Source organism: Jiella soli (genome assembly GCF_020615385.1).
Classification (GTDB): domain Bacteria; phylum Pseudomonadota; class Alphaproteobacteria; order Rhizobiales; family Rhizobiaceae; genus VKMB-3413.
In genome coordinates, this window is the sequence record NZ_JAJAVB010000008.1 from 51,375 (window position 1) to 77,589 (window position 26,215).

Sequence of the window (26,215 nt, forward strand, 5' to 3'; positions counted from 1 at the left end):
GATCGGTCCGGGATCATCCTCGAATGGCCGAGGATCGGCGCCCGCTTCGCCCGCAGCCGACGTGGGAGTTGCAAGCGATGAACGTGAACGCCTATTCCGCCGGATCATTGTCCGACCAGGCGGCGCTGGTGCTGATCACTGATCCGAACGCGTATGGTTCTCGGGGAGCCACGGGCGAAGACGGAACGAGCGCGGGAATTTCGACAAGTTCCTTCGATGCCACCCAGTCGCAGGCGCAAAAGGCGATCGCCGCGATCGTTGCCATCGTCATGCAGGGCAATGGCGATACCTCTGTTTCCGTCACGTCCGAAGAGGGAAGCGTGTCGGTGACCACGGGCGAAGGCAATGACGACATCGACGTTCGGGCCGAGACCGCGCGCAAGATCTATTCCGGCGACGGGAACGATCTGATCAATATCGTCACCCGGGGCGGCTATAGCTATGACGGCGAGGGGCGGATGGCGGACGCCGTGGCGCGTGTCCAGGCGGGCGCCGGCGACGACCGGGTCGCCATCGACAGCCACGGCACGGTGGATTTCGTCTCCGGAGGCGCGGGTAATGACGCTCTGACCATCGCCAGCGGCATCGAAGAAGATGCGGATTCCAACCTGTTTCTCGGCGTGACGCGCGTTGACGGCGACGACGGCGACGACATCATCGCCATCTCGTCCAAGGCGGGCGTGTTCGCGGTCTCCGGCGGCACCGGAAATGACGAGATCCGCATTGCGTCACAGGGTATCGTCGCGGGGGTCGAAGGGGGCAGCGGCGATGACGACATCACCATCGCAGGTTCGGCCGCCGGAATCCGGGGCGGCGCCGGCAACGACGTCATCCGGGTGATCGGCTCGCCCCAGTTCGTCGATGGCGGCGCCGGCAACGACCATATCGTCTTCCAGGGCAACGACCGCACCGCCTCCTCGGTCATCTTCGGACAAGGAGACGACCTCGTCGAGACGGACGGCGCCCTGGTCATCAAGGGCTTGATGGGCGGCGATGCGGCATCCCCGACCAATGTGAGCTTCGCCCGGATTTCGGCCGACACGCTGGTGATCGGCGTCGAAGGCCGCGACGATACCATGACCGTCCACCTGACCGGCGCGATGGCCGCGGCCGACAAGCTGGAATTCGAACTGGATTCCGGCGGCGGCCTGCTCATCCGCCAGGCCGGCAGCACGATCGGCTCGAACCTCGTCAAGCAGTTCTCGGTCAATGCCTCGTCCGGCACAATCTCGGAGAATCCCGTGACACGCAGGGTCCTCGACATGCCGGACACCATCGCCGTCAATCGATAGCCGGCCGCGAAACAGCGAGGGGAGGCCGACCCCGCGAGGGGCAGGCGGAGGACGCGTCATCACTCCGCCTGCCGGACCTGGCGTGATTGCGCCATCGTGGACGCCCGGGACGGATGGGGACGGCTCGGGGCCGGGCAGCGGGTATCGCACGCGGCCGATTCCGAGCGGGCGGTGATCGCGGCCGGCGAGTCGCCGTCTTCCTGCTTTCGCGCGAAGTCTCCGGTGACGAGCCGTCATCGGCATTCGCAGGCGCTGAACCGCCAGTTCAAGCTTGGCCTTCGGCTAGAGCATCGGGCGACGAATCGGCATGGCTCGATGCTCTCGATCTCCTTGGTGGCGCGCCGGGTGGCCGAAAAACCGGTTTCCACTTTTTCGCCCGGCGCTCCAGGAGCGGACTGGCAGTTCCCCACCCATCAGCGACGCGCGCTCTCGGACCCCATCCGTCCCGTCCCGGTTCAGCTCACCCCGGCACCCGGATCAGCGCCCTGAGGCCCCCAAGCTTGCTGTCCGACAGGAGGATGTCGCCGCCATGGGCCCGGGCGATGTCGCGGGCGATCGCCAAGCCGAGGCCGGTGCCGCCGGAATCGATGTTGCGGGCGGGGTCCAGCCGCACGAAGGGCTTGAAGACCTCCTCGCGCTTGTCCGCTGCGATGCCCGGACCGTCGTCCTCGACCGCGATCGTCAGCCAGCGGCCTTCGTGGTTGGCCGAGACCTTGACCCTCTCGCCGTGGCGCATGGCGTTGGCGACGAGGTTGGTGATCATCCGGGAGAAGGCGTCGGGCCGCACCGTGATGCGGGGATCGCCGACGATATCGGTGGTCAGGCGCTTGCCCTTCCTCTCGGCCTCGCTGCGGAACTTCTGCAGGAGCGTTTCGAGGTCGAGTTCGCCGACTTCCTCGCCGGCCTCGCCCTTGGCGAAGGCGAGATAGCCTTCGAGCATGCGCTGCATCTCGTCGATGTCGGAGTTTAGTTCGTCCTGGTCCTCGCCCTCGGGAAGCAGAGCGAGCTGAAGGCGAAAGCGCGTGAGCACCGTGCGCAGATCGTGGCTGACGCCGTTCAGCATCTGCGTGCGCTGCTCGATCTGCCGCTCGATGCGGTCGCGCATCTGGATGAAGGCGAGGGAGGCGCGGCGGACCTCGGACGCACCGCGCGGCCGGAACTCGGACGGCATCGGCTGGCCGCGGCCGAAGCCCTCGGCCGCGGCGGCGAGCGCCTGGATCGGCCGGATCTGGTTGCGCAGGAAGAGGACGGCGATGATCAGGAGGACGAGCGAGGTCGAGACCATCCACACCAGGAAGATATGGGTGTTGGACGCATAGGCCGAGTTGCGGGGGGCGAACACGCGCAGGACGCCGTCGTCGAGCTGGATGCGGATTTCCACGATCCGCGAATTGCCGACCGTGTCGATCCAGAACGGCCGGCCGATTTGATCCTTGATCTCGTCGCTCAAGATGCCGTCGAGAATGCTGAAGAAGGGCTTCGGAGCCGGGGCCGGAAGCGGGGTCGGCGGCAGCAGCGCGACGTTGAGATCGAGCCGCTCGCGGGCGATGTCGATGATCCGGTCGAGTTCCTGCGGGCCGCGACGGTCCTGGACGAGATCGGTGACGGCGGCGACGTCCTGGATCACCGCCTTCGACAGGCGCTGGGTGACAAGCTGCCAGTGCCGCTCCATGAAGACGACGGTGACGACGCATTGCAGGAGCACCATCGGCGCGATGATGATGATCAGCGACCGGGCATAGAGGCCCTTCGGCATGAAGCGCTGGACGAAGCGCGGAACCGGGCGGAGCGGCCCGCGCCAGATGTCGATCTTCGGCAAGGACCACCCGCCCCGGCGCCCGGGGAGGCGAAGCCTCAGGCGCTTGCGCCAGGCCTGCCCGGCCGGCCGCTCCGGGCGATGGCGGATGATGCGCTCCAGGATGGTCACGGGACCCTGTGTCCCGCTCAATCGGTGTTCAGGCGGTAGCCGATGCCGCGGACCGTCTGCAGCCACAGGGGATTGGCCGGGTCGCTCTCGATCTTGCGCCGCAGCCGGTTGATCTGGACGTCGACCGTGCGCTCACCGACCTCGCTCTCGTCGCCGAGAAGGTCCTGGCGCGGGATGGTCTCGCCGGGCTTGGCCGCAAACTGGCTCATGATCTCCTGCTCGCGCTCGGTCAGGCGGATCACCTCCTGACCGCGTTTCAGCTCCCGGCGCGACAGGAAGAAGGTGAACGGGCCGAAGCGGATATGTTCGAGCTTCTGGACCGGAGCCGGGGTTCCGCGCCTGAGGATGTTGTTGACGCGCAGGAGAAGCTCGCGCGGATCGAAGGGCTTCGACAGATAGTCGTCGGCGCCGGCCTCCAGGCCCTCGATCCTATGCTCGGTCTCCGAGCGCGCGGTCAGCATCAAGACCGGCGCATCCCGCGTCTTGCGCATGGACCGGACGAGGTCGATGCCGTTCTCGCCGGGCATCATGACGTCGACGACGACGAGGTCGAAGTCGAGTCCTCCGAGGATCCGCCGTGCCTCCATCGCATCGGCCGCGACGGAGACGCGGAAGCGCTTCTCGACCAGGAAGCGCGAGAGCAGGGATCGGATGCGCCGGTCGTCGTCGACGATCAGGATGTGCGGCGCGTCGTCCTCGAGAAGGGGAGGCGTCGAGGGGGTGGCCGAGACGACGTCGGTCATGTCGGGTCTTTCCAATTGATCTCTTTCCTGGCGAACCAGTCCTGGGCCGCACGCCGGTCGGAGGCCATGCGGCCGAGGAAGGCGCCGACTTGCCTGACGTCGAGCGGCGGCGTCATCTGCAGCGCCGCATCGATTCGCCGGACCTGCGCGCGCGACAGTTCGAGCGTCAGTTCGCGGCCTTTTCGCGTCGGATAGAGGCGGCGCTGCCGGCGGTCCTCGTCGCCGGGCAGCTGATGGATGAAACCCTCGTCGATCAGCTGGCGCAGCACGCGCGACAGCGACTGCTTGGTGATCTGCAGGAGGTCGAGCAGGTCGGCGATCGTCATGCCGGGGGCGCGGTTGACGAAATGCAGGATCCGGTGATGGGCCCGTCCGAAGCCGTATTCCGCCAGAATCTCGTCCGCATCGCCGGTGAACTCGCGATAGGCGAAGAAGAAGAGTTCGATGATCCGGAAATCGACCGTGCCGAGCGTCGGCAGCGGTTCATCCACGATTTCGGCGCGGTCCACCCGCAGCATGTCGTCGGAGGTCAGGGCATCATCCATAAAATAGGTCAGCACCATTGACGTAATTGGCTTCTATTGTTACACGCAGTGGAGAAGCTGGGAACAGCCGTAGAGCTGTCGTCCGCTTCGCTGCGATGGAGACGACCGGAGAGGTCCGCGCTTTCGAGCCGAACCCCGTCTCGGCTGCCAGGCCATGGCATACAATCATCATAGGGAGAACGCCCGGAAAAAGGCGTTGCGAACATCATGAGCGCGGTTCCATTCGATCAACTCGACGGCGAAATCTGGTACAATGGCGAGTTCCTGCCGTGGAAGGACGCCAAGATCCACGTCCTCACGCACGGCCTGCATTATGCCAGCGCCGTCTTCGAAGGCGAGCGGGCCTATGGGGGCACGGTGTTCAAGCTGCGCGAGCACACCGAGCGGCTGATCGAGTCCGGCCGGATCCTCGGCTTTAGGGTGCCCTACACCGCGGACGAGATCGACGCGGCGACCGAGGAACTCCTGGAGCGCCAGGGCTTCACCGACGCCTATGTCCGGCCGATCGCCTTCCGCGGCTCGGAGATGATGGGCGTCTCGGCGCAGAAGAACCGGATCAACGTCGCCATCGCGATCTGGCAGTGGCCGAGCTATTTCGATCCCGAGCAGAAGATGAAGGGCATAAGGCTCGACCTCGCCGAATACCGCCGGCCGGACCCGAAGACCGCGCCGTCGAAATCCAAGGCCGCCGGCCTCTACATGATCTGCACGATCTCCAAGCATGCCGCCGAGGAGAAGGGCTATGCCGACGCGCTGATGCTCGACTGGCGCGGCCAGGTGGCCGAGGCAACCGGCGCCAACGTCTTCTTCGTCAAGGACGGCGTCCTTCACACGCCGAAGGCGGACTGCTTCCTCGACGGCATCACGAGGCGCACGGTGATCGATCTCGCGAAACGCCGCGGCATCGAGGTCGTCGAGCGGGCGATCATGCCGGAGGAACTGTCCGGCTTCTCCGAATGCTTCCTCACCGGCACGGCCGCCGAGGTGACCCCGGTCTCCGAGATCGCCGACTGGCGCTTCACCCCCGGCGAGATCTCGCAGCGCCTCGTCGAGGACTATGCGCGAGAAGTCCAGCCGAAGCGCATGGCTGCGGAGTAGGGGGGCGAGCCGCAGTCTCTCTTCACCGAATGAAACGGGCGTCGTCCGAAGGGGCGGCGCCCGCTCTCATTGCCGCGGGGAAACGCATCATCCGGTTGCCGCGCGGTCTCAATGCAGCGTGCGCGGCAGGGTCTTCGGCGGCACGCCGTCGTCGACGACGTTCTGCCGGTGGAAGATGAAGAGGCCGGCCACGATGATGATGACGGCGCCGACGAGCACCTGCGGCGTCGGCCAATTGCCGAAGAAGACGAGACCGAACACCGCCGCCCAGAGGAGCAGCGTGTATTGCAGCGGCGCGAGCAGCGAGGCCGGCGCGAGCTTGACGGAGCGCGTCATCATCAGATGCGCGGCGCAGGAGACGAGCCCGAGGAGGAGCAGCGCGCCGAGTTCGAAGGCGGACGGCGTGATCCATGTCGTCACGGAAAAGGCCGCGCCGGCGAGCAGCGCGGCAAGCGTCTGCCAGCCGACCAGAACCGCGTCACTCGTGCGGCGGAGGACCCGGGCCAGCACCAGCGTCATGGCGAAGGAGAGGCTGCCGAGCACCGCGAAGAGCGAAGGCAGCGACAAGGAGGCGCTGGACGGTCGAAGCGCGACCACGACGCCGGCAAAGCCGACGAGGATGGCGAGCCAGCGCCGCCAGCCGACCCGTTCGCCGAGAAAGACGTGCGACAGGGCGGCGACGTAGATCGGGCCGGCCATGTAGAAGGTCATCACGTCGGCGAGCGGCATGTTGACGACCGCGGCATAGAAGAGGCCGGTATCGGCCGTGGCGAAGAACGCGCGCAGCAGCTGCAGTCCCGGCCGCTCCGCCTTGAGAAGCTTCGCCGTTCCCTGACGGGCGATAAGCGGGCCGAGGATCAGAAAGGCGCCGAGCGAGCGGATCAACAGGACCTGGCCGACCGAAAAGCTCGCGACGAGCCATTTGCCCATCGCGTCGTTGAGCGCGAACATGAAGTCGCCGACGAGCATCAGGGTGATGCCGAGGGCAACCGGGCCGAGGACGGGAAGCGGGACGGCAAAACGGGCGTTCATCTTCGGGCCTGGAGCAGTCGCACCGATCTCCGCCGGGACCAGAGCCCTTCGCCGGCGGCTGTCGCGGCCGGCCGGCTTCAGTCGGAAGACATCGATGCATGACGGGAATTTGCAGAGCGCATTCCCGCGCCGGCGATTCTCGCTTTACGAGGCTTCGCCGGGCTCGGCAACGGAAATTGCCGGCCCCCTTGCCGCAAGCGGATCTCGCAGCGCGCGCCGGGGGCGTCGACCGGTTACGCGACCGACCATCCGGATCGAAGAAGCCGCAGTTGGCCCATGTCCGAACGAGGTTTTTTCGCACCGGGCGCGGATCGGGTCTATGCCGCCTGCCGGGCTGGCATGTCGCGGGCCATCCGCTATGAGACGGGCAGTCCTCTTCACGAGACGGGCACGCCGGTTGGCGGGGGGCGCAGCGTCCCAAGACCTTTCCGCCCCGTCGTCCAGAGTCCTTAAAGGCAGAGCCATGATCCCTTGGGAACATCTCGACACCGGAGAAATCCCCGGAACCTCCGACGAACTGAAGCTCATGCGCCGCGGGTCAGAATATTCGATCATGCTCGGCCAGATCGAACTCATGAACAGCCGGCTCTCGGGGTCGGAAGAGGCGCTGGCGCGGCTTTCCTGGGAACGGGTCGCCGGGCGCGAGCGCCCGCGCATCCTGATCGGCGGCCTCGGCATGGGCTTTACCCTGCGCGCCATGCTCGCGGTGGCGGCCCCCGACGCCGAGATCGTCGTCGCCGAACTGGTTCCGGCCGTCGTCGCCTGGGCGCGCGGACCGATGGTGCACATCTTCGACGGCAGTCTAGACGACGAGCGGGTGAGGGTGGTCGAGGCGGACGTCGCCGAGGTCATGGATGGCGCTCCCGGCGGCTTCGACGCGATCCTTCTCGACGTCGACAACGGGCCGGAAGGTCTGACGCGCGAGAGTAACGACGCGCTCTACAGCTTCGTCGGGCTCGGCCATGCCAAGTCGGCGCTGCGGCCGGGCGGCGTGCTGGCGGTGTGGTCGCAGGGGCCGGACAGCCGCTTCCTCGGCCGGCTGCGCCAGGTCGGCTTCGCGGTCGAGGAGGAACGGGTGAAGGCGCATCGCGGCAAGCGTGGGGCGCGCCACGTGATCTGGCTGGCGGGGCGGCCCTCCTGACGCGTCACGTCTGCCGAAGGGTTCCTGGCCCCGTCGAAGCATAGGCAGACTTCGCCCCCCGCCCGCGGACTCCGGTGCTGCGATACATGCCGCGAGCGGTGAAGCGATCGCGAAGACCCGGCTTCGCCGATCCGGCGGATAGATGGGGGCGTCACACCGGCGACCGTGTCGCCGCCGGCAGCACCCCCTCGAGGTCGGGAGGGCAGCGCAAGGTCAAACCGTGCGCGCCGTTCCGATCCGGTCGAGCTCCGCTGCGAGCCTTCGTCGATTTCATCAAGGAATGCCGATGGTAGGATCGTCGCCGGCGAGGCGGTGCTGCAGGTCCTGACGCGCGTGGCGATCTCGCCATGGGGCTGACTTCCGCTGCGTTCAGGCCATGTTCAGAGGGTCGAGCGCGCGCCGGCAAGGGAGGTGGAAATGCTTTTGGGTTGCATCGGCGACGATTTCACCGGCTCGTCCGATCTCGCCAACACGTTGGCGAAGCGCGGCATGCGGGTCGTCCAATACTGCGGGGTCCCCGGCGGAAATGCCGATGCGACCGTCGAGGCCGGGGTCGTCGCCCTGAAGTCGCGGACGATCCCGGTCGCGGACGCGGTCGCGAAGTCGCTCGACGCTCTCGACTGGCTCGCCGCGCAGGGGTGCCGGCAATTCCTCTTCAAATATTGCTCGACCTTCGATTCCACGTCCGAAGGCAATATCGGACCGGTCATCGACGCATTGATGCAGCGCCTCGGCGCTGAGACGACCATCGTGTGCCCGGCCTTTCCGGCTGCCGGACGCAGCGTCTATCAGGGCCATCTCTTCGTGAATGACAGGCTCCTCAGCGAAAGCGGCATGGAGAACCACCCGCTGACGCCGATGCGGGACGCCGATCTGCGCCGCCTGCTTGCCCCGCAGACCCGGCAGGGGGTCGGCCATGTGGCGATGCAGACGGTTCTTGCCGGTCCGGACGCGATCCGCTCGGCTCTCGGCCGCGAGCAGCAATCCGGGCGGCCCGTCATCGTGGTCGATGCCATCCGCGACGAGGACCTGTTCGCCATCGGAACGGCGGTTCGCGACCTGGTGCTCGTCACCGGCGGTTCGGGGATCGCGCTCGGCCTGCCGGCCAACCTCCTCGATCCCGACACGCTCGCGGCCCGCCGGACCGAGTGGTGCGGCGACGGCGGCCTCGCGGCGATCCTCTCCGGCTCGTGCTCGGCGATGACGCGGGCGCAGGTCCGGCGCTACCGGGCGGATCACCCGGCGCTGGAGATCGAGGCCGCGCGGCTGCTTGCGGGCGACCAGACCGCCGAAACCGTCGCCGACTGGGCCTCGTCGGCGGCATCGAAGGCCGCGCCTCTGATCTATTCCTCCGCCGATCCCGCGCAGGTGAACGCGGCCCAGACGCGTCACGGCAGGGAGCGGGTCGCGACCGCGATCGAAGGATTCTTCGCCGATCTCGCCCGCAAGCTGACCGAAGCGGGCGTGACGCGCCTCGTCGTCGCCGGCGGCGAGACCTCGGGCGCCGTTGTCGAAGGGCTCGGGCTCTCGGCGCTTCAGATCGGCCCGGAGATCGCCCCCGGCGTGCCCGCCGTCAAGGCGAGCGACCGGCCGCTATGGCTCACATTGAAGTCCGGCAATTTCGGAGGCGAGGATTTCTTCGCGGAGGCGCTGGCGGTTCTCAAGCGGAGGCCGCAATGAGCGAGATGGCGCGGCTGCGCGAGGCGATCGTCGAGTTTGCCCGCTCGCTCTTCGAGCGTGGCCTCACGCACGGCGCGACCGGCAACATCTCGGTGCGTCTCGAGGACGGCGGCACGCTGGTGACGCCGACCGGCTCCTCCTTCGGCCGTCTCGATCCCGCCCGTTTGAGCAGGCTCGACGCCGACGGCCGGCTCGTCGAGGGCGACAGGCCGACGAAGGAAGTCTCGCTGCACCGGGCCTTCTACGAGACGCGCTCCACGGCCGGCGCGGTCGTCCATCTCCATTCGGCGCATTCGGTCGCGCTGTCGACCATGCCGGACGTCGATCCAGACGACATGCTGCCGCCGCTGACGCCCTATGCGATCATGCAGCTCGGCAAGGTGAAGCTTCTGCCGTTCTTCGTTCCGGGCGATCCGGGCATGGGCGAGGCGATCCGCGGCCTTGCCGGCAAACGCGCGGCGGTCATGCTCGCAAATCACGGGCCGGTGGTCGCGGGCCGGGATCTGGTCTCGGCCGTCAATGCCGTCGAGGAACTGGAAGCGACCGCGCGGCTGGCGCTCCTGACGCGCGGTCTGGGGGCCCGGCTCTTGACCGGGGAGGAAATCGGCCGCGTGGTTCGCGCATTCGACGTGGAGTGGGAGTGACACATGCGGTTTTCCGCCAATCTCGGCTTTCTCTTTACGGGGATGCCGCTCGCCGAGGCGATCCGGCGGGCCAAGGCAGCTGGGTTCGACGCCGTCGAATGCCACTGGCCCTATGACGAGGACCGGGATGCCGTCCAGGCGGCGCTCCGCGAGACAGGCCTCCCGATGCTCGGCCTCAACACGCGGAAGGGACCGGGGCCTCAGGATTTCGGGCTGTCCGCCCTGCCGGGCCGCGAGGACGAGGCGCGCGCCGCGATCGACGAGGCGTTCGACTATGGCGCGGCGATCGGTGCCGGGGCCGTCCACGTCATGGCCGGCCGGACCAGCGATCCGATGGCAGAAAAAGTGTTCGACGCCAATCTCGCCTATGCCTGCGACCGTGCCCGCGAGGCCGGGATGACCGTGCTGATCGAGCCGCTCAACCCGCGCGATGCGCCGGGCTATTTCCTGATCGGCCTCGAGAAGGCCGCGGCCACGATCGAGCGCCTCGGCCGGCCGGAACTGAAGATCATGTTCGACTGCTATCATCTGCAGATAACCGGCGGCGACCTGATCGAGCGCTTCGCTGCCCATCGCGGCACGATCGGGCACGTGCAGTTCGCCGCCGTTCCGTCGAGAGCGGAGCCGGACGAGGGGGAGGTCGCCTATGACCGCCTGCTGCCGGCGCTGGAGGCGATCGGCTACGACGCACCGTTCGGCGCCGAGTACAAGCCGCGGGGCGCAACCGAAGCCGGTCTTGATTGGATGGCGCATTTTCGCGAGGACAAGACGTCTCGCGGTGCCGTCTGACGCGGGCGGTCGGGGCGGAGCGTTCGCGATGGCTGATCGCGCGTCGCAAGCCCACAAGGGCAGCGAAGTCCGCGTTCCGTCACGTACCCCCGCAGGGTGGTCTGTTTTGACTCTTGCCGCGGCGCGATAGATGAGACGGGACTGCCTTCGAGCGCGAAACCATCAGCGAGCCCGTCTTGACCCGTCTCAATGCCCAGATCGTTCCCGTAACCATCTTTGCGCAGAACTGCTGCATCCTCTTCGACGAGGACGACAAGCTGGGCGTCGTGGTGGACCCGGGCGGAGACGTCGACCGGATCGTCGAGGCGGTGGAGGCGACGGGGGTCTCGATCGAAGCCATCTGGCTCACGCACGGCCATATCGACCATGCCGGCGGGGCGATGGACCTCAAGGAGCGGCTCGGGGTGCCGATCCTCGGTCCGCACAAGGCCGATGCGCCGCTGCTCGCCGCGCTGACCGAGCAGGCGAAGATGTTTCAGGTGACCGGCGCCGTTCGCAACTGCACGCCGGACCGGTTTCTGGAGGAGGGCGAGACCGTCTCCTTCGGCTCCCATATCTTCGAAATTCTCCACACGCCCGGCCATGCGCCGGGCCATGTGGTCTTCTTTCACCGCGAGGCGCGGTTTCTGCATGCCGGCGACGTCCTCTTCTCCGGCTCGATCGGCCGGACCGACCTGCCGGGCGGCGATCATGCGGCGCTAATCGCGTCGATCAAGGAGAAGGTGCTGCCGCTCGGCGACGATGTCGGCTTCCTCTGCGGCCATGGCCCGGGCGGCCGGCTGGGGGACGAACGCCGCACGAACCCGTTCCTGGTCTGAGGGTCCGCAGAAAAGGGGCTGCTGCGCGGCGGCACCAGTCTACCGCCGCCGCTGCGCCTCCTCGTCTTCCTACTGGCCCGTGCAGAAACGGAGCGAGCCGTCATCGCTGCCGTAGGTGCCACGATCGGCGTCGAAGCTCGCATAGTTCCGCTGACACCAGTCGCTCCAGGCCGCGCTCCACGGGATGAGCCGCGGCTCTCTTGCACGCGCCTCGGCTGCCGCGTCGCTGTTGCGGTCGTAGCCCGATGCGATCCGGATGATCTTCGGCCCGCCGCGGGAGATGATGTCGATGCCGGAGGCGGGGATCGGCCGGCGATCGAGGCGCTCGTGCTCGACATCGATGATCCGGGCGCTCGGCCCGGCGATCGACGTGCCGGCGACCCTGCTTGTCGCGGCAGGCACGGTCACGAAGGAGCTGGAGCCGCCGTCGCCGACATCGAACACCGTGAAGGAGTTGCGCGTGACGGCACGTGTCCGCGGTGTCGGGAGGTCGTGCCAGCCCTGAGCGCGCCCACGACGCTCGATGCGGATCTGTCCATTCTCGACACGGCCGAACGAGCCGCCATCCTCCAGGAACTCTTCGTCCTCGCTGGTGGAATGGATGTCCGGACGGGTCGTCGCCCCTCGGCCGCCCAGGAGACGGGGCGGGCGGTCCGGCAGGACGATGTCGGGCTCTTCTCGGATACTGCCGCCCCCTTCCAGGAAGTCCTGCGGTCCGCTGTCGACGCCGATTCCGATCCTCGGCTGAACGCGTACGCTTCCGCCGTCGCGCAGGAAGCCCTCGTCTCCGTTAACGGGGCCAATGTCCGGCGTTCCCGTGATGCTGCCGCCGTTCTGAAGAAAATCTTCGGCGGGCGCGTGCGGTGTGGTCGTCAGGATCGCAATGCCGGCCAGGCCGGCGAGAATCGTCGATCGGTGGTTCCAGAGCATGACGCTTTCCCATCTTGCATGTGCTTTTGGGGTGCGCGGTGCAGGTTCCATGCCACAGGATTGCGTGCCGTTTTGGCACGCAATCCTGTGGCATGGTTGCGGATGCCGGCCTTCCGGCTCGGCGAGAAGCGTTTACAAGACATTAACTATGTTTCGAGCCGTGCCGAGCAAGATGGTCCTCGGGTGATCCACGACGTTTGTTGCGGCTGAAGTATCGTTTCCGCGTGCCGATCGAGGATGACATCCCAGGCGACGGCGGCCCGTCCCGGTGCCGCGGCACCCTGCAGCCGGGACTAACGTCCGTGAGGGGAGGGCGGTGAGCCGTTGCAAGGACGGTTTCCGCGCTGCCGACGACGCCTTGAACCAGTCGCCGGCATGGACGCTGCGGGTCTTCGGCCCGTCAGCTGCAAAGACACGAGCGCGATGCCTTGGAGATCGACGGCGGAGGCATTGACAGGCCTGCCGCGCCACTTCTATATCGCCCGCGTTCTGTCCGGTGCGCCGGAGCGCGAACGGCGGAGTAGCTCAGTTGGTTAGAGCAGCGGAATCATAATCCGCGTGTCGGGGGTTCAAGTCCCTCCTCCGCTACCATCGCGGCAGCCCCTAGTGGCGTGATCATCTCCTGCATGAATGGCGTGAGATTGGCGTCGATGTGGGCAAGCAGACGGCCATCGTCTTCATCGCGGTACAGCGTGATCTGGTGAATTAGCTCGCGGACAATTGAGCCAAGCTCATCCATGTCTCCCAGCATATGGATCGTCATTTCCAGCTCTGCCCTCGTTGATCGGAGCGGGTTGGTTGTCCTTGCTGAAAGCTTCTCTGATAACCGCTTGATGGCTGTCGGTTGGAGAATGGCATTACCACCAGCCGGCAAGCTGCCGAGCTCCTGGACTAGCTGCTGTCGCTCCCGACCCTGAGACTTCATTCTCGCGTCAATGGCGTTCTGGTCGCCGATCTGGTTTAGGAGCATGTCCAGCAAGCGATCATTGTCTCTCGCGATAGCCTGCAATCGGGCTTCGATCACGGCACGACGGCGGTTCTCGTGCGCGTCCTGGTTGGCGCGCGCCCTTATGTAGCGTTCGGCATAGACCTTGATGGTGTCGGGGCTCGCCAACTCCTTTGTCAGACCATCGATAACCAGCTCCTCAACATCCGCCAGATAGAAGGTTTTAGGATCAGGACATGCCCCGCTATTCGTGTGAGCGGAACAGCGGAGCCTAGTGCGCCCCGACTTATCAACGCCTGCGACTGCCATGCCTGATCCGCACGCGCCGCATTTAATTAGGCCCGACAAGAGCCGCTTAGGGCGGTTGTTAGCTCCTATACGGCCGCCTTTTGCGCGGTGCGAACGTACCGCTATCTGGGTCTGAACAGCCTCGAAGAGATCCTCTGGCACGATCTGAAGTTCGCGGACTTCTGCATGATGCCACTCAGTCCGCTGATTGGGCCTTGAAACGCGCTTCCCTGTCGCCGGATCTTTGACCATCCGGACGCGGTTCCAGACGAGGCGGCCGGCATAAAGCGGGTTCCGCAGTATGCCGGTGCCACGCTTCTCAAAGCCGATTAGCGCAGACGGCGTCCAAAACTTGCCGCGAGGCGCCTTCACGCCTTCTGAGTTCAGCTGTCGGCAAATAGTCTTTGGACTGGTGCCTCTGACGTACTCTTGGAATATGCGCAGTACGTTGGCAGCTTCGTCGTCGACGATGCGCGGCTTGCCGCGATTGGCAGGGTTGGGCCTGTATCCATAGGCTTTGCCTCCTGCCGAGAGACCTTGCTTTACGAGGCCTCCCATACCGCGCTTGACCTTATGGACATTGTCCTCGCGGAACAGTTGGGCCACGAGGCCGCGTAAGGCGACATTGATCGTGGTGGCTTCGCCGTCGTTCACGGCAACAATTTTGACGCCTATGAATTCCATCTGCTTGTGGATGTTGGCCATATCGGCAATGTCGCGGGACAGGCGGTCAAGCGCCTCAACCACGATGACTTTGAAGTCCCCCGCGCGAGCAGCTCGAAGCATCTGATCCAAGCCGTTCCGTCCGTGCAACGAAGCGCCTGAGATTGCCTTATCTGCATAGACGCGCACGATGCAGAGGCCCTCACGGTCGGCGAACGCACGGCACACGTCGATCTGGTCTTCAGTGCTCCGCTCGTTTTGCAGCTCGGTGCTGTACCGAGAATAGATGGCTGCGGGGACCCGGAGATCGCTTGGTTGCTCATCCATCACGCGTCTTTTCCGATCAGAAGAAAAGCCGAGCCAAGGTCTTCGGGGTAGCTCCATTCGGGGTCGCGCGCGCGCGCCCACCGTGTACAAGCGTAGCCTTTGTCGGCCTCAGCCATGATCGCTACTCCGAAGGTCGACGCCGATTTCAACCGGCTCGCGCCTGTTCCGCCTGCCTAGCCGCAGCGAGGATTTGTAGGATTTCCGCGTTCATACTGCCGTGATTTGAAGCGGCCTTGGCTGCAAGCCAAGCCTTTACCTCAGGCGGAACTCGGAAGATCATCTTAGGGTGCTCGGATGCGGTCATAACTGCGCCTCTCCACGACGATATGGCTAAGTGCCATCTCACGTATGGCTGCATGCTCAGCACTTGTCAAATGGCTGTGTGCCATACTAGATCGCCGGCGATGACGACGCGCTCTAGCCAGACCCAAGACAAGTTCATCGTGCGGCTGCCCGATGGAATGCGTGACCGGATCAGCGGCGCAGCGAAAGCGAATGGCAGGACGATGACCGCAGAAATCGTCGCCCGGCTGAAGTGGAGCTTCGACGCGACTTCGGGCTTTTCCACGCACGAGCTGGAAACAGAGGCTCGTTCAGAGCAGGCGGCGAAGCGGCTTATGCGGATTGGCTTGATCGAGCCGGATGCTGATCGGCTAGATGCGATCGAAGCGCGCCTTGCTGACCATGAAGCGCGGGTTGCAGCGCTTGAGAGAAAGGTTGGGTGAGGACGCCTTTTTTGGCCAAGCTGATTGCCTAGCATCGGCCCAGAAACCCACATCGCACGTCACTCTTGGGCGTCATCACCCGACTGGCCTCCTTACGCGCGTCATCTCAAGGTCTCCTATGGGAGAGCCTGATTTTGCCATTCCGGAGGTCGAAGGAGGTAGCCGGGTCTCCGAACTCCACAGGTGAGGCGCTGAAGAGTGCTCCCTTGCGGGTTGCAATATGATGGCTTGTCGCTCTAGCTTGCAGCCGGAAAACGTCAACCTGCATGAAGGGTGACTACGTTCCAATTATCTGATCGTGAACCTCGATGTCAGGTTGGCGTCGCAGTGGGATTTAGCATGACTAATCAGCGAGTTGCCAAGTATGCCGCTGCCTAATCCGGTGGCTCGTCAGCGTGAGGTAGTCTGCCTGCCCGCTGTGGGCCATCACGTTGTCCTTGGGACTGCGGGCAGCGGTAAAACGACGATGGCGATACTGCGAGCCGCCTTTTTGGCAGACCAGGAGATGCCCCAGTCAGGCCCTACGCTATTGCTGACATTTAACAAAGCGCTTGCAGCCTATATTCAAAGCATTTCAGGTGACGTGATCTGTAATGTGAAAGTTGAAAATTACCATAAATTCGCTAGAGGATATCTGAATTTTAGAAAGAAGATGGGTTACAACGCGATAATCAGTGGTTGGGCTAGAGCATCTGCTGTAGAGAGTGCTGTTGAGCAGACAAAAGGTCGCTACAAGCCGCATTCATTCTTTCAGAGGCCTCTAGCCTTCTTTGATACCGAAATATCATGGCTTGCCAAGCATGGAATTCAGTCTTCCGATGACTATAAGTCTCGCGATCGGGTTGGAAGAGCTGAAGCGCGCCTTGAGCGGAAGTTGCGGGATGCCATGTGGGACGTCTACCAGACATATATTCGCATTCGGGCTGAAGCGGGATACACTTATGACTTCGATGACCTGGCTACGGCCGTAGCTGATGAGCTGGAAGTGGACCCCACTCCAAGGCGCTATCGTCATATCGTCGTCGATGAGGGCCAAGATCTTTCGCCTGAGATGTTGCGTTCGCTTTCAGTTGCAGCGCCGAACGATGGCTCGCTTACCTTCTTCGGAGACGTCGCACAGCAAATTTACGGACATCGGATGTCTTGGCGCTCGGCTGGGCTGCGCCCACGAGAAGTGTGGGAGTTTCGAGAGAATTATAGAAACACGCGCGAAATTTCTGCTTTGGGACTGGCTATTGCTAAGATGCCTTATTACGAGGGCATCGTTGATATGGTTGAGCCGATGGCCCCTGAAGCTGCTGGTCCAAAGCCAACCTTAGTCCACTTCGCAAGCGCGCCTGATGAAGTTCCGTTCGTACTCGATCAGGCGAAAAGAACAGCACGAACGCGCTCCGTCGCGGTTCTTGCACGTACGGTAAGGCAGGTCGAAACCTTGAGGTGCGCCGCGCCGTTAACAGCCATCAACCTGAGAGATAACTCGGCAAGCTGGCGACCGGGACCCAATTTGTTCATTGGGACCTATCACTCTGCGAAGGGTCTCGAATTTGATGCGGTAATTCTACCCTTTTTATCGGCAGAAACGCTTCCAGACCCGGCATCTGTGGCAGACCTTGGGCAGGATGAGGCCAAGGCTGGAGACGGCCGTATGTTGTACGTCGGCGTCACTCGCGCTCGACGCGCGCTAATTCTAACGTATAGCGGTGAAATCTCTGAGCTGTTGCCGACAGAAAGTTTGTTATACACAAAGGTGGATCGGTGAATAGCGGCATTGAAGCGGCATCTAAAGCGCGCGGCATCACTCGTCTCTGTCATTTCACTCCCTCTCGGAACCTTCAGCATATCGCTGCTGGGAAGCTAGGAATTCTCGCGACAAGCGCTCTAGAAGGCGATGAGCGGCTGGTATTCAACGCAACTGATCTTGCTCGGTTGGATCAGTGTAAAACACACATCTGCACCTCTATCGAATACCCGAATGGCTGGTATTTCGAGCGCGCTCGCGCTCAAGACCGCCTTTTTATGGATTGGGTCGTGTTGCTGATCAATCCGCGATATCTTTGGGAAGAAACGACGCTTTTTTGCCCGCGTAACGCCGCAGCCGAATACGGTCGATATATCATCCAAGGCATCGACGGCTTCGAAAGTCTTTTCGCTGAGAGGGTGACAGGTACTCGGAACACAGTGTTCCGGCGATCGGAAACGCACATTCCCGCGTGTCCGACCGATCAACAGGCTGAAGTCTTGATATTTGATCGGGTGCATCCTGACGACATTATCGCCGTTGCAGTCCGGAACGAGGAGCAGGCTAGGCTGGAGCGTGTTAGGCTGAGGACGAATGGCGTCGATCCGGATCTCTTCCGATTTGTGGTAGCCGAGCATATGTTTCAAAAGCATGCATTGAGCGCGGCAATCAGAGAAGGTCGCCGACCGGCTGAGCCTATGGTAGTTCCACCCAATGCAGTTTGATAGAACGATATTCAGAGAGGGCGTAAGTCGCTCTGGTCCAGAGAGATACGAAGCAGTCCTCTTGGGTGCAGCTTTCGGAGATGCTCTGGGCTGGCCCCATGAACAACGGGCCAATGCGAAAAGTCAGCAGCCGGTGATCGATGACGTGACGTTCCAGGGTTGGACGAAGCGATCTGGCGGACGGTTCCGGCCCCATGAAGAGCGTATCGGTGCAGGGCAGTATAGTGATGATACGCAGCTCACTATAGCTGTCGCGAGGTCACGTATTTACGCTCCCGATTGGTGGAGGCATCTTGCTTATGTCGAGCTGCCGTTCTGGACGGTTTACCAACGTGGAGGTGGAGGCGCCTCCCTGCGCGCGGCCAAACTTTGGGTCAAGGGAACGGCCCCATGGGAAGCGAGCGACAGCGATAGGCGACGCTACCTCGAGGCAGGAGGAAACGGTGTGGCCATGAGAGTGGCGCCGCACGTGCTTTCGGCGTTCGTAGAAGAGAATTTCGCTGACGTAGCTCGCGACATCGTCGGTGATGGAGTGACGACCCACGGACATCCTCGAGCTCTCGTTGGAGCCCTGGCATTCGGGTATGCGCTCTGGAAGGCGCTTCGGGTTGAGGGCACGCTAGAATATGGCGCGATAATTCAGGAGGTACTTCATGGTCAAAGAGTGTGGGGCGCTGTGCCTCGCATCGCTCACCTCTGGCCCACCTGGCAAGATTGCGTGTCGAGCAACCCGCTATTTCAGCAAGCTTGGGATGAGGCCGTAAACGAAGTTCTTCAGCAGCTTCATGTTGCAGAAGTTGCTCTATCCAATGGAGCTCTAGATTTCGATGATGAGGCAATGCAGCGCATCGGCTGTTTTGACAAAAGGCTGTCTGGCGCTGGAACGGTAGCCGCAAGCGCGGCAATCTTCCTGGCTTCCAAGTACGCAGCTTCCCCGATTGAAGGGGTTTGTAGAGCGGCGTATGCCAGAGGAGCCGATACCGATACAATCGCATCAATGACAGGTGCGCTGGCTGGCGCTGTCAGCGGGCTGGACTGGTTGCGCCCCAGCCTCGACCAGCTTCAGGATGCGAGCCTACTCTCGCAGCTGGCGCTAATGCTCCATGCGGGCGAAGTGACAGACAGGCCTGATGTCGAGAGGGTAGGCTCGAGGGAGCTCAAGCGGCTTCTGGCAAAACTTTCGGCGGGGGATTGTGACGTTGTCCTTCCTATTAATACGCACGCGCGTGTTATCGGGGATGGAGGGGTAACGGGAAGGAGCGACAAATTAGTCGCCAATTCATGGCGCATCCTCGATGAACGCAACCAGACATTTTTTATCAAGACGTTTGAAAAGCGTAATGATGCCTCTCCTCTTGAAGGTGTGAGCTCAGAGGGCGGCCTTCGGAATAAACAGGAAGACGAATTTGATGAAGGCGTAAGTGGATCTCACTCGGCCCGGCTCGCGGGTGTAACCTTAAGTACGGGAAATATAGAGGCGATACGAAGATTTTATAAAAATGTTCTGGGTGTCAATCTCGCGCGAGATACCGGTCGGCTGATACAGCTTGGGAGTAATTTGGCATTAAAGCAGCAGGACGGCGTGAACGTCCCTGCTAACAGCTCGGTTATATATGTGGATGTCGATGACATAGTCATCTGCCGGGATCGGGTAGTCCGGAATGAGCTGCGTCCCGTTTCTGATATTGCAAGGCGCGCGGGCCGTCTGTCGTTTATCTGTTCAGACCCTGACGGTCGCACGGTTGAAGTATTTCAGCGATAGCGCTTAGGTCTCAGAGAAGTCGTGCCGCCGCATTGTCGATGAACAGTTCACCATCGCGGATGTATCGCGTTAGCATGGCCTCGGGGGCATGGCCCGTCTGCTGCCTGATCTTCCATGAAGATGCGCCGGCTTGCGCTGCGCTTGTCGCTAATCCAGCTCGGAGGCTATGTCCCGAATATCCTTCGGGGCCGAAGCCGGCAGCAGACAGCCGATTTCGCAAGATGAACGAAACGGCGTCGCCGGAAAGGCGCTGTGGTACGAGGTGCCCGCAACGGGTGATTGGGCGGAACAATGGCCCGTCGTCAATCGAAGCGGTTTTCAGCCATTCAGATAGTGCCGCCACTGGGCACCATCTCGTTCGTCCGAAGAGGATGACAAACTTTCGGCCTTGACCCGATCGTTCGGCCTTTGCTTGCCGCAGACGAACGACGATGCCCTGACGGACCTGCTCAGGTCGACGTCCAGCCCGACTAGCTCCGACCGGGCGGAAGCCGCCAGCGCACCAACCCGCTATACACGGCTACCCTTCACAACGAGGACTGATTGATAGGTCCGCTGAACTCTCTCCCTATTCGAGCGTCCGGCACACCGCCCGTTTCACTCCCACCACATCGACAACCACGTCCTTAAGCGCCTCGCCAGGATTGGCGCCGGACACCGGTGGCACGCCGTCCACGATGAATTCGGTCGAGCCGAGCGGCTGGTTTTTGGACCCGTAGAGGCTGCAGGCCCCATGGATGTTCATGGGCGCGCTGTAAAAATTGCTAGCCCGGACGAGAAGGTCTCCGCCGCCATATTCTGACGGCTTCCAGTGCACTGCCTCGACGATGAGATTGCCATCCGACGCATAGGTGTCGGTTTCGATCGCCATAGACGACGAACTCATTAGGCAGAAGATGAGAGTTAAGCGGATCATTCAGACCTCCGTACCAATCAAATCCCAACGCGACTTCCGATGCTTGCATGTGCTCCCCCCCCCCCGCACCGCGAAGTCGCCGGCATCCGCGGAAAAGGGGAGGCAGCTCACACTGGTGTAACTCAAAGTCGAGGTCGAGATAGCTGGTTTCGGATTGCAGTTGTGTTAAATCACGGTACACGGATTTGGCCTCAAAGCACTACAGCCGCCGCGTTTCCAACGAACAACTCGCCGTCTCGGATGTAGCGCGCGAGCATCGCATCGGACCCGTGACCTGTCTGAGCCCTAATTTTCCATGACGGAGCTCCCGCCTGGGCCGCGCTCGTGGCAAAGCCAGCACGGAGGCTATGGCCCGAATATCCTATTGGATCGAAACCGGCAGCGGACAGTCTTTCGCGCACGATAGTCGAGACGGCCTCACCAGATAAACGCTGCTCGGCCATCCGGTCGTGGCGGTCAATCGGCCGGAACAACGGCCCCTCCTCGAGTACGGCGGTCGTTACCAACTGGCTGAGAGCCGCCACCGGGCACCATCTCGTCCGGCCGAACGGGATGCCGATCTTTCGGCCCTGGCCGAGCTGGTCGGTCTTCGATCGCCGCAGACGAACGACAAAACCTTGACGAACGTGCTCAATGTCGCCGACGTCAAGACCCACCAGTTCCGACCGCCGGAAGCCGCCTGCGAACCCTATTAGGAGGAGCGCGCGATCGCGGATGTCCTTCGGCCTTTCTCCCATCCCTGCTAGCACGGCGAACAGGTCCTCCCGGAGAAGGGGCTTCGCCTGCCGCTGTGTCCCGCTGTGGCGACGGGCAATCCCGCGCATCGTCGCCTTCACCAGAAAGCTGGTCGTGGGGCTCTGCGCACCGACGACGGCGTGAGCCTTGGCGATCGATGCCAATCTGCGGGAAAGGGTCGCTACCGTGTGCTCGTCGGCATGCGCCGAGAGGTACGCGGCCAGAACCTCATCCGAACAGGGAATTGCCCCGCCCCACCGCTCGAAGTGAGCCAAGTCGGACCGGTAAGCTCGCTTGCTGTTGTCGGAGAGCGAGCTGGCGACCAGCTCGGCGACACCGGTAGGAAGATCATGGGTGCGCGGCGATCTCGGTTTGTGCAATCGATTGCACATGAAGCGACAGGCGGTTGCGCAATCAAACACATGCGCTGCCGACCGTTGATCGGGCGTGCAATTAATTGCACTTGTTCTCGCGAGGTCGGCGAGGCGAGGGAATAGGTCTGGGTCACGGGACTGGTGCCGTATGCGCAACCGATTGCACGTGGAGCCGCTCGCAGCCGTGCAATCAATTGCACTCTCCGCTGCCGGATGGTCAGGTGTGCAATCAATTGCACTCACATCCGGCTGGCGGGTAGCTCGTGATAAGTGAAGGTTATCCGGGGTTAGGCCGTCCGTCACGCCCGTCCTCCCGCGAGCAGAACGGCGTGGAGCTCGCGCTCTCGGACCCCGTTCAGGTGGTCGATGCTCTCCAGGATCGCCGCCATGAGCTCTTTAATCCCGATCGAGGGGACGCCCGCCCACTGCATGTCCGTGTCGAGGCCGAGAGCTTCGAGGTTGTCGGCCTGATCCCAGACAAGCCGTCGCGCGACAGGAGCGGCGTCGGCATAGTAGGCTGCGACCCGCGCCGCGTCACGGTGGCGGAACTCGGGCACGTGCCGCTCAAGGACGCGGCGAACAGCGGCGTTCTCGCGGGCGAAGGTCGCGATCGCCGTGCGGCCCGCTCTGGTGTGCTTGTCGAGCGCGTAGGTCGGCACTCCAGCGACGAACCTCGTTGGCGGGACCGCGACCGGCTTCACCACGCTTGCTGATTTCGACCGTCCGACCTCCTGCAGCAGGGGCAGCATCATCAGCACGATCGGCTCCTTGGTCGCTTTCGCAGCCGCTATGACGGCGTCTCCCATGGCGGCTGACATGCCAGAGCCGACGAGGCCATCGACGAGGCCGCGCAGGTCACCGGCGCCGATCCGATGCTCACCGCCGTTCTCGACGCCTGAGGCGAACCATGTCGCCGTGGCGCGCATGGCGATCGGCAGATCGGCGGCGATGGCCGTTTCGATCCTGGCGGCGACATCCTGTCGTCCAGCTGCCTCGCGACATACCTCCCACTCTGCCCGATGGATCGCCGAGCAGATCAGGTAGTCGGCAGAGCGGTCCTTTGGGGCCTCTGTCAACGCCCGCGTTATCCATCGGGCCACCAAGGCAGTGTCGCCGTACGAACGACGGAGGGACGGCTGGGTGCAGAGCGCTGTCATGGCGACCAGCAGATCAGGCGCGCCGATGCCGATGTCCTCGAATGCGATGACGAGCAGTCGGCGGAAGACGCCGCTCCGACGATGCCGGACAAGAGAAAGGATCGCGCGGTCGGCGACCTCGGTTTCGCCACGCCGGATGGCCTTCTGAAGAGCGGAGCTGGCGATCCATGGATCAGCCGGCAGCGGCTCCAGCGGCACCAGATCAGTCTGCGGGATCAGCTGCTCGTAAAGGATTGATGTGGTTTTCGACAATCGTGCCTCCTTGCCTGTCGAGCGAGGAGGGCCAAAGATCGAGAGACCCCGAGTTCACGTTAGCTTTAGGCGGGGCGAAGGCAATGAGAATTTCGAACATCGGTTATAGCAGCGACGCAAGCGATGCCGGGATTATCGGGACAGCAAGACGGGGTCTCTTCTGATGGACAGCGCTCACCATGGAACGCTGAACACCAGATGGGAGCCAGTTCGAGGGAAACCGTCGCATTTCGCAGGGTCTCCTGGCCATCCCCGAAGCTGTCTCAAAGACAGAAAGACTTTCGCTCCGCGCACAATCTGGGAGCCAGTCGAGGACTAGATGGATGTCACGTCTTTAGATGTACCGCAGTTCGCGCGGCCTAGCCTCTTGCTGCTGTCGAACCCCCACGAAATGCGGCAGGATGCTGTGGACGCAGATTGCCCAATCATAATGTCGCAGCCCTTCTGCATCGACGCGTGCCGGTTTCAGGTGCGAGGGGAGCAGTGATCCGAAATCGGTCACGCTCATGTCGAGGAGGTAGGACAGTTCAATATCGGTCATCGTCTGACCGTACCGGCCCAAAAGGAGCTTTTTGGCGAGTAGAGCATATCGACGGTCATCAGCCGACCGAAACTGCCCATTGAGGCGTCGAGGCCTTTGGAGCTCGATCGGAAGATGGACGTGATCGCGCCGATAGCGCGTTAGCTTGCGCCGGATGTTGATGGCGTTCATTGGGTTACCTGCTGTATAGAAGTTCCGTGTTAAATTCAGCCGAACCGTCGAGAAGAATTTCAAAAAGATTTCTGATCAAATCCGCTCGACCAAACTAATTCGTGTAGATGCGGTCTGTCGGGTAATTTTGACGTATTGAGGATCAATTGTCATGAGCCAATCAAGTTGTGCATCTGACAAATTCGCGCCGATTATGTGCGGCTTGATAAGCTTCCAATATGCAGCGCATCGTTCCCTATATGCCTTCTCTGAAGGTATCCGGAAGCCATAGAACTCCTGAGTTATCTCCTGATATGTCATGAAGAAATCCTCTACACCGTACTCTTCTCTATGGCGCTGGCATTGTGAGGCCATCCGTTGCCACAAAACATTAGCAGCGCTAACTCGCGGCTCGGTGGCCTCAGTGCTGATGGAAGGGGGGTGGAAATCGGATGCGCCTGACATCCCGCTCGACCGAACGAACGCCCCGTTCACTGCGCACCCGCGTCTTCCCTCTATTATCTCGTCGTGCGTCCAGCCGCGTTCCAAACGCTTCCTGATGGTTGACGGCGAAACGCCCTGCAGCTTGGCTAGGCGGGAGGCCGTGTAGACGTCGGCAGTACGGGAGTGGTGAAAGATCAACGTGTCGGATTTGTTGTTGTTCTGCGTCCGCCTGTCCGCCCATCGCACCTTGCCTGGGCCATATTCGGGATCGCTGTTGTCGATCCTGTCCAAAGTCGCTCCGGCCGCTGGGACCGGGCCGACGTGCCGCAGGAAGCTCGGGAAGTCAGAAAACGCAGGATGGATGATGGCCCCGCAAGTTTTGGACCGGCTCTTCATGTTCCTATGAGCCGAAGCCTCAGCTCGGTAGCGGGCTCGAAGCTGCATGCGGGTCAGGCTTTCGCAATGCAGGAGGTGACTGCCGGAGGCGCTTCCACGGTCGGCTTTCTCACGGGCGCGACAGGCTTTTTTCTTTTTCTTATGACAGTGACCCGGTCCGCTTCCGGCTGCGCGAAAGGAGCCCGGTTGCTGCGGGTTCTCGGCGATTTTCTCAGTAGACAGCGGTGTCGCGCAGCTGGAGCAAACTGGGTCGGTAATCCTGCTCGCTCTTCGGCCCGTAGCCCGCGAGTTTGCGTGGTCATATCGGGTCTTCGTTCTAACGTGGGTCATGTGCGTCGCTCCTCAGTGTTGCATCGGGGAAGCGCCGTAGGTAGATTTGCAGTGTTTCAGAAAGCTGCGCCTACGTGGCGTTTCCAAAGCCCCGTCGCGTCAACGGCGGGGCTTCCTTGTTCGGGATTTCGAGGGACCTGCTGCTAAGGTGGCTTCGGTCGCTTAAGACATTTGGAGGGGCGGCCATCAGCTTTTGCCGAGAACGCCCAGGTGGGGCCGTTCCGTCTGCTACGGTCCTCCGCTACCAACGCTCAAAGTCTCCGACCCGGACACATCGGCAATGCATCGCGCCCCAGGACGGCTGTCGATCTTGTCCGCGGACCTTCTCTAAGCCTTACATGCCCATATTGTCGGGCCTCTCGCTGCGTGTGACGCCGAAGCCGAGGATCATTTGGCTGGGTCTCGCCGCGGCAGAGGATCCTCCGAGTACGCTGATGCCAGGCCGCCGACCGGCGAATGGGATGACTCTTCGTCGGTATCGTGCTTCGAAACGCGCTGACGGAGCTATGGCGGGAACAGGTCGTCCGAGCTGCCCCATCAGCGCCGCCTCGACCTCCGGACGCCGACGTCGAAATCTTTTTCGGCAGGACTGGCTCGGGCAGGACATGAGCGGGCGACAAGCTCACCGCCGCGAGCGCAGCCGCGGGTCGGCGGTCGGACCGTCTTCGAGAAGGGGAGGAGCAGGTCGGGGCTGGGACCCGCGGCTGCGCTCGACGACGAGGAGCGATCTTGCCCGTGTCCGGTCGCTTGCAGCGATGGAAGGAGCGAGGAGGTGATCTGCGAACTCAGGTTACGCCAAAGCGTCACATGATCCGCCGGCATATTCAGTCGGCGGAGCGACCTGAGCGCGGCATGACGCGCGGATGGTGTCTGAGGCGCGATTGATTCCTGAGGCGCGTCTTCGGCTTGAGCCATCAGGTGCTGGAGGCGTAGCCGCGCTGATGGATGTATCGGAACCCGCGCCAAAAATCCCGCCGGACTTGCCCGGCGAGACGTTCATCATGACCTGCGGCGGCATCACAACGTCCTGCAAGGGCGGGAGCCGCATGTGACGTCCGTTCGGAGATCGGTGCCCACGACGCTTTCGCGTGCAAGGACGCCGAAAAC

Annotated in this window: 22 protein-coding genes and 1 tRNA gene; 12 read left to right on the top strand and 11 right to left on the bottom strand. The window is 62.9% G+C overall.

Going from position 1 to position 26,215, the window contains the following annotated elements:
* Window positions 1-77 precede the first annotated feature (77 nt).
* Window positions 78-1,292: a calcium-binding protein gene (locus tag LH400_RS05545; protein WP_229151682.1), complete on the top strand. Its 1,215-nt coding sequence runs from the start codon at window positions 78-80 to the stop codon at window positions 1,290-1,292.
* A 460-nt stretch (window positions 1,293-1,752) separates the two neighbouring features.
* On the opposite strand, the gene LH400_RS05550 is transcribed toward LH400_RS05545, so the two are convergent.
* From LH400_RS05550 to LH400_RS05560, 3 genes are all read right to left on the bottom strand, one after another.
* Window positions 1,753-3,048, bottom strand: a complete 1,296-nt coding sequence (locus LH400_RS05550; RefSeq protein WP_229151729.1) for an ATP-binding protein — start codon at window positions 3,046-3,048, stop codon at window positions 1,753-1,755.
* Between the two features lie 188 nt (window positions 3,049-3,236).
* On the bottom strand, window positions 3,237-3,962 hold the full coding sequence (locus LH400_RS05555; RefSeq protein ID WP_229151683.1) for a response regulator: 726 nt from the start codon (window positions 3,960-3,962) through the stop codon (window positions 3,237-3,239).
* Complete coding sequence (locus tag LH400_RS05560) at window positions 3,959-4,480, bottom strand: MarR family winged helix-turn-helix transcriptional regulator (RefSeq protein ID WP_229151730.1); 522 nt, start codon at window positions 4,478-4,480, stop codon at window positions 3,959-3,961. The genes LH400_RS05555 and LH400_RS05560 overlap by 4 nt, the downstream gene beginning before the upstream one ends.
* 234 nt (window positions 4,481-4,714) lie before the next feature.
* Here LH400_RS05560 and LH400_RS05565 point away from each other — a divergent pair, with 234 nt between their 5' ends.
* Window positions 4,715-5,605, top strand: a complete 891-nt coding sequence (locus LH400_RS05565) for a branched-chain amino acid aminotransferase (RefSeq protein ID WP_229151684.1) — start codon at window positions 4,715-4,717, stop codon at window positions 5,603-5,605.
* A gap of 108 nt (window positions 5,606-5,713) precedes the next feature.
* Here the strand turns inward: LH400_RS05565 and LH400_RS05570 are convergent, their stop codons facing one another.
* Complete coding sequence (locus LH400_RS05570) at window positions 5,714-6,637, bottom strand: DMT family transporter (RefSeq protein WP_229151685.1); 924 nt, start codon at window positions 6,635-6,637, stop codon at window positions 5,714-5,716.
* A 463-nt stretch (window positions 6,638-7,100) separates the two neighbouring features.
* On the opposite strand from LH400_RS05570, the gene LH400_RS05575 reads away from it, so the two are divergent.
* From LH400_RS05575 to LH400_RS05595, 5 genes are all read left to right on the top strand, one after another.
* Entirely contained in the window at window positions 7,101-7,778 is a 678-nt protein-coding gene (locus LH400_RS05575) for a spermidine synthase (RefSeq protein ID WP_229151686.1), read from the top strand.
* A gap of 417 nt (window positions 7,779-8,195) precedes the next feature.
* Complete coding sequence (gene otnK, locus LH400_RS05580; RefSeq protein WP_229151687.1) at window positions 8,196-9,458, top strand: 3-oxo-tetronate kinase; 1,263 nt, start codon at window positions 8,196-8,198, stop codon at window positions 9,456-9,458.
* Window positions 9,455-10,102, top strand: coding sequence for a 3-oxo-tetronate 4-phosphate decarboxylase (gene otnC / locus LH400_RS05585; protein ID WP_229151688.1), 648 nt, complete (start codon window positions 9,455-9,457; stop codon window positions 10,100-10,102). Before otnK ends, otnC begins: the two co-directional genes overlap by 4 nt.
* Before the next feature lie 3 nt (window positions 10,103-10,105).
* Window positions 10,106-10,891, top strand: coding sequence for a hydroxypyruvate isomerase family protein (locus LH400_RS05590; protein ID WP_229151689.1), 786 nt, complete (start codon window positions 10,106-10,108; stop codon window positions 10,889-10,891).
* A gap of 176 nt (window positions 10,892-11,067) precedes the next feature.
* On the top strand, window positions 11,068-11,709 hold the full coding sequence (locus tag LH400_RS05595) for an MBL fold metallo-hydrolase (RefSeq protein WP_229151690.1): 642 nt from the start codon (window positions 11,068-11,070) through the stop codon (window positions 11,707-11,709).
* Window positions 11,710-11,778: 69 nt separating this feature from the next.
* On the opposite strand, the gene LH400_RS05600 is transcribed toward LH400_RS05595, so the two are convergent.
* Window positions 11,779-12,639 carry a BA14K family protein gene (locus LH400_RS05600; RefSeq protein ID WP_229151691.1) on the bottom strand — a complete coding sequence of 287 codons (861 nt, stop codon included), beginning with the start codon at window positions 12,637-12,639 and terminating at the stop codon, window positions 11,779-11,781.
* A gap of 514 nt (window positions 12,640-13,153) precedes the next feature.
* Here LH400_RS05600 and LH400_RS05605 point away from each other — a divergent pair.
* Window positions 13,154-13,230: transfer RNA gene (locus tag LH400_RS05605), tRNA-Met, on the top strand.
* Here LH400_RS05605 and LH400_RS26275 read toward each other — a convergent pair.
* On the bottom strand, window positions 13,187-14,920 hold the full coding sequence (locus LH400_RS26275; protein ID WP_370638337.1) for a recombinase family protein: 1,734 nt from the start codon (window positions 14,918-14,920) through the stop codon (window positions 13,187-13,189). The two genes, LH400_RS05605 and LH400_RS26275, sit on opposite strands and share 44 nt — an antisense overlap.
* 88 nt (window positions 14,921-15,008) lie before the next feature.
* Window positions 15,009-15,221, bottom strand: a complete 213-nt coding sequence (locus LH400_RS26280; RefSeq protein ID WP_370638336.1) for an Arc family DNA-binding protein — start codon at window positions 15,219-15,221, stop codon at window positions 15,009-15,011.
* 46 nt (window positions 15,222-15,267) lie between these two features.
* Between LH400_RS26280 and LH400_RS05610 the strand changes: the two genes are divergently transcribed.
* The 4 genes from LH400_RS05610 to LH400_RS05625 all read left to right on the top strand — a co-directional run bounded on the left by LH400_RS05610 (window position 15,268) and on the right by LH400_RS05625 (window position 19,813).
* Complete coding sequence (locus LH400_RS05610; protein ID WP_229151692.1) at window positions 15,268-15,588, top strand: Arc family DNA-binding protein; 321 nt, start codon at window positions 15,268-15,270, stop codon at window positions 15,586-15,588.
* A 364-nt stretch (window positions 15,589-15,952) separates the two neighbouring features.
* Window positions 15,953-17,347, top strand: coding sequence for a UvrD-helicase domain-containing protein (locus tag LH400_RS05615; RefSeq protein ID WP_255616840.1), 1,395 nt, complete (start codon window positions 15,953-15,955; stop codon window positions 17,345-17,347).
* A complete protein-coding gene (locus LH400_RS05620) occupies window positions 17,344-18,051 on the top strand; it encodes a DarT ssDNA thymidine ADP-ribosyltransferase family protein (RefSeq protein WP_229151694.1) in 708 nt (235 codons plus the stop codon). Before LH400_RS05615 ends, LH400_RS05620 begins: the two co-directional genes overlap by 4 nt.
* A complete protein-coding gene (locus LH400_RS05625) occupies window positions 18,041-19,813 on the top strand; it encodes an ADP-ribosylglycohydrolase family protein (RefSeq protein ID WP_229151695.1) in 1,773 nt (590 codons plus the stop codon). Before LH400_RS05620 ends, LH400_RS05625 begins: the two co-directional genes overlap by 11 nt.
* A gap of 568 nt (window positions 19,814-20,381) precedes the next feature.
* Here the strand turns inward: LH400_RS05625 and LH400_RS05630 are convergent.
* The 4 genes from LH400_RS05630 to LH400_RS05645 all read right to left on the bottom strand — a co-directional run bounded on the left by LH400_RS05630 (window position 20,382) and on the right by LH400_RS05645 (window position 23,959).
* Entirely contained in the window at window positions 20,382-20,684 is a 303-nt protein-coding gene (locus LH400_RS05630; RefSeq protein WP_229151696.1) for a hypothetical protein, read from the bottom strand.
* A 236-nt stretch (window positions 20,685-20,920) separates the two neighbouring features.
* The gene (locus tag LH400_RS05635) at window positions 20,921-21,844 is read right to left on the bottom strand and encodes a site-specific integrase (protein ID WP_229151697.1); all 924 of its coding nucleotides are present in this window, start codon (window positions 21,842-21,844) and stop codon (window positions 20,921-20,923) included.
* Between the two features lie 293 nt (window positions 21,845-22,137).
* Complete coding sequence (locus LH400_RS05640; RefSeq protein WP_229151698.1) at window positions 22,138-23,247, bottom strand: hypothetical protein; 1,110 nt, start codon at window positions 23,245-23,247, stop codon at window positions 22,138-22,140.
* A gap of 334 nt (window positions 23,248-23,581) precedes the next feature.
* The gene (locus LH400_RS05645; protein WP_229151699.1) at window positions 23,582-23,959 is read right to left on the bottom strand and encodes a hypothetical protein; all 378 of its coding nucleotides are present in this window, start codon (window positions 23,957-23,959) and stop codon (window positions 23,582-23,584) included.
* Window positions 23,960-26,215: the final 2,256 nt, after the last annotated feature.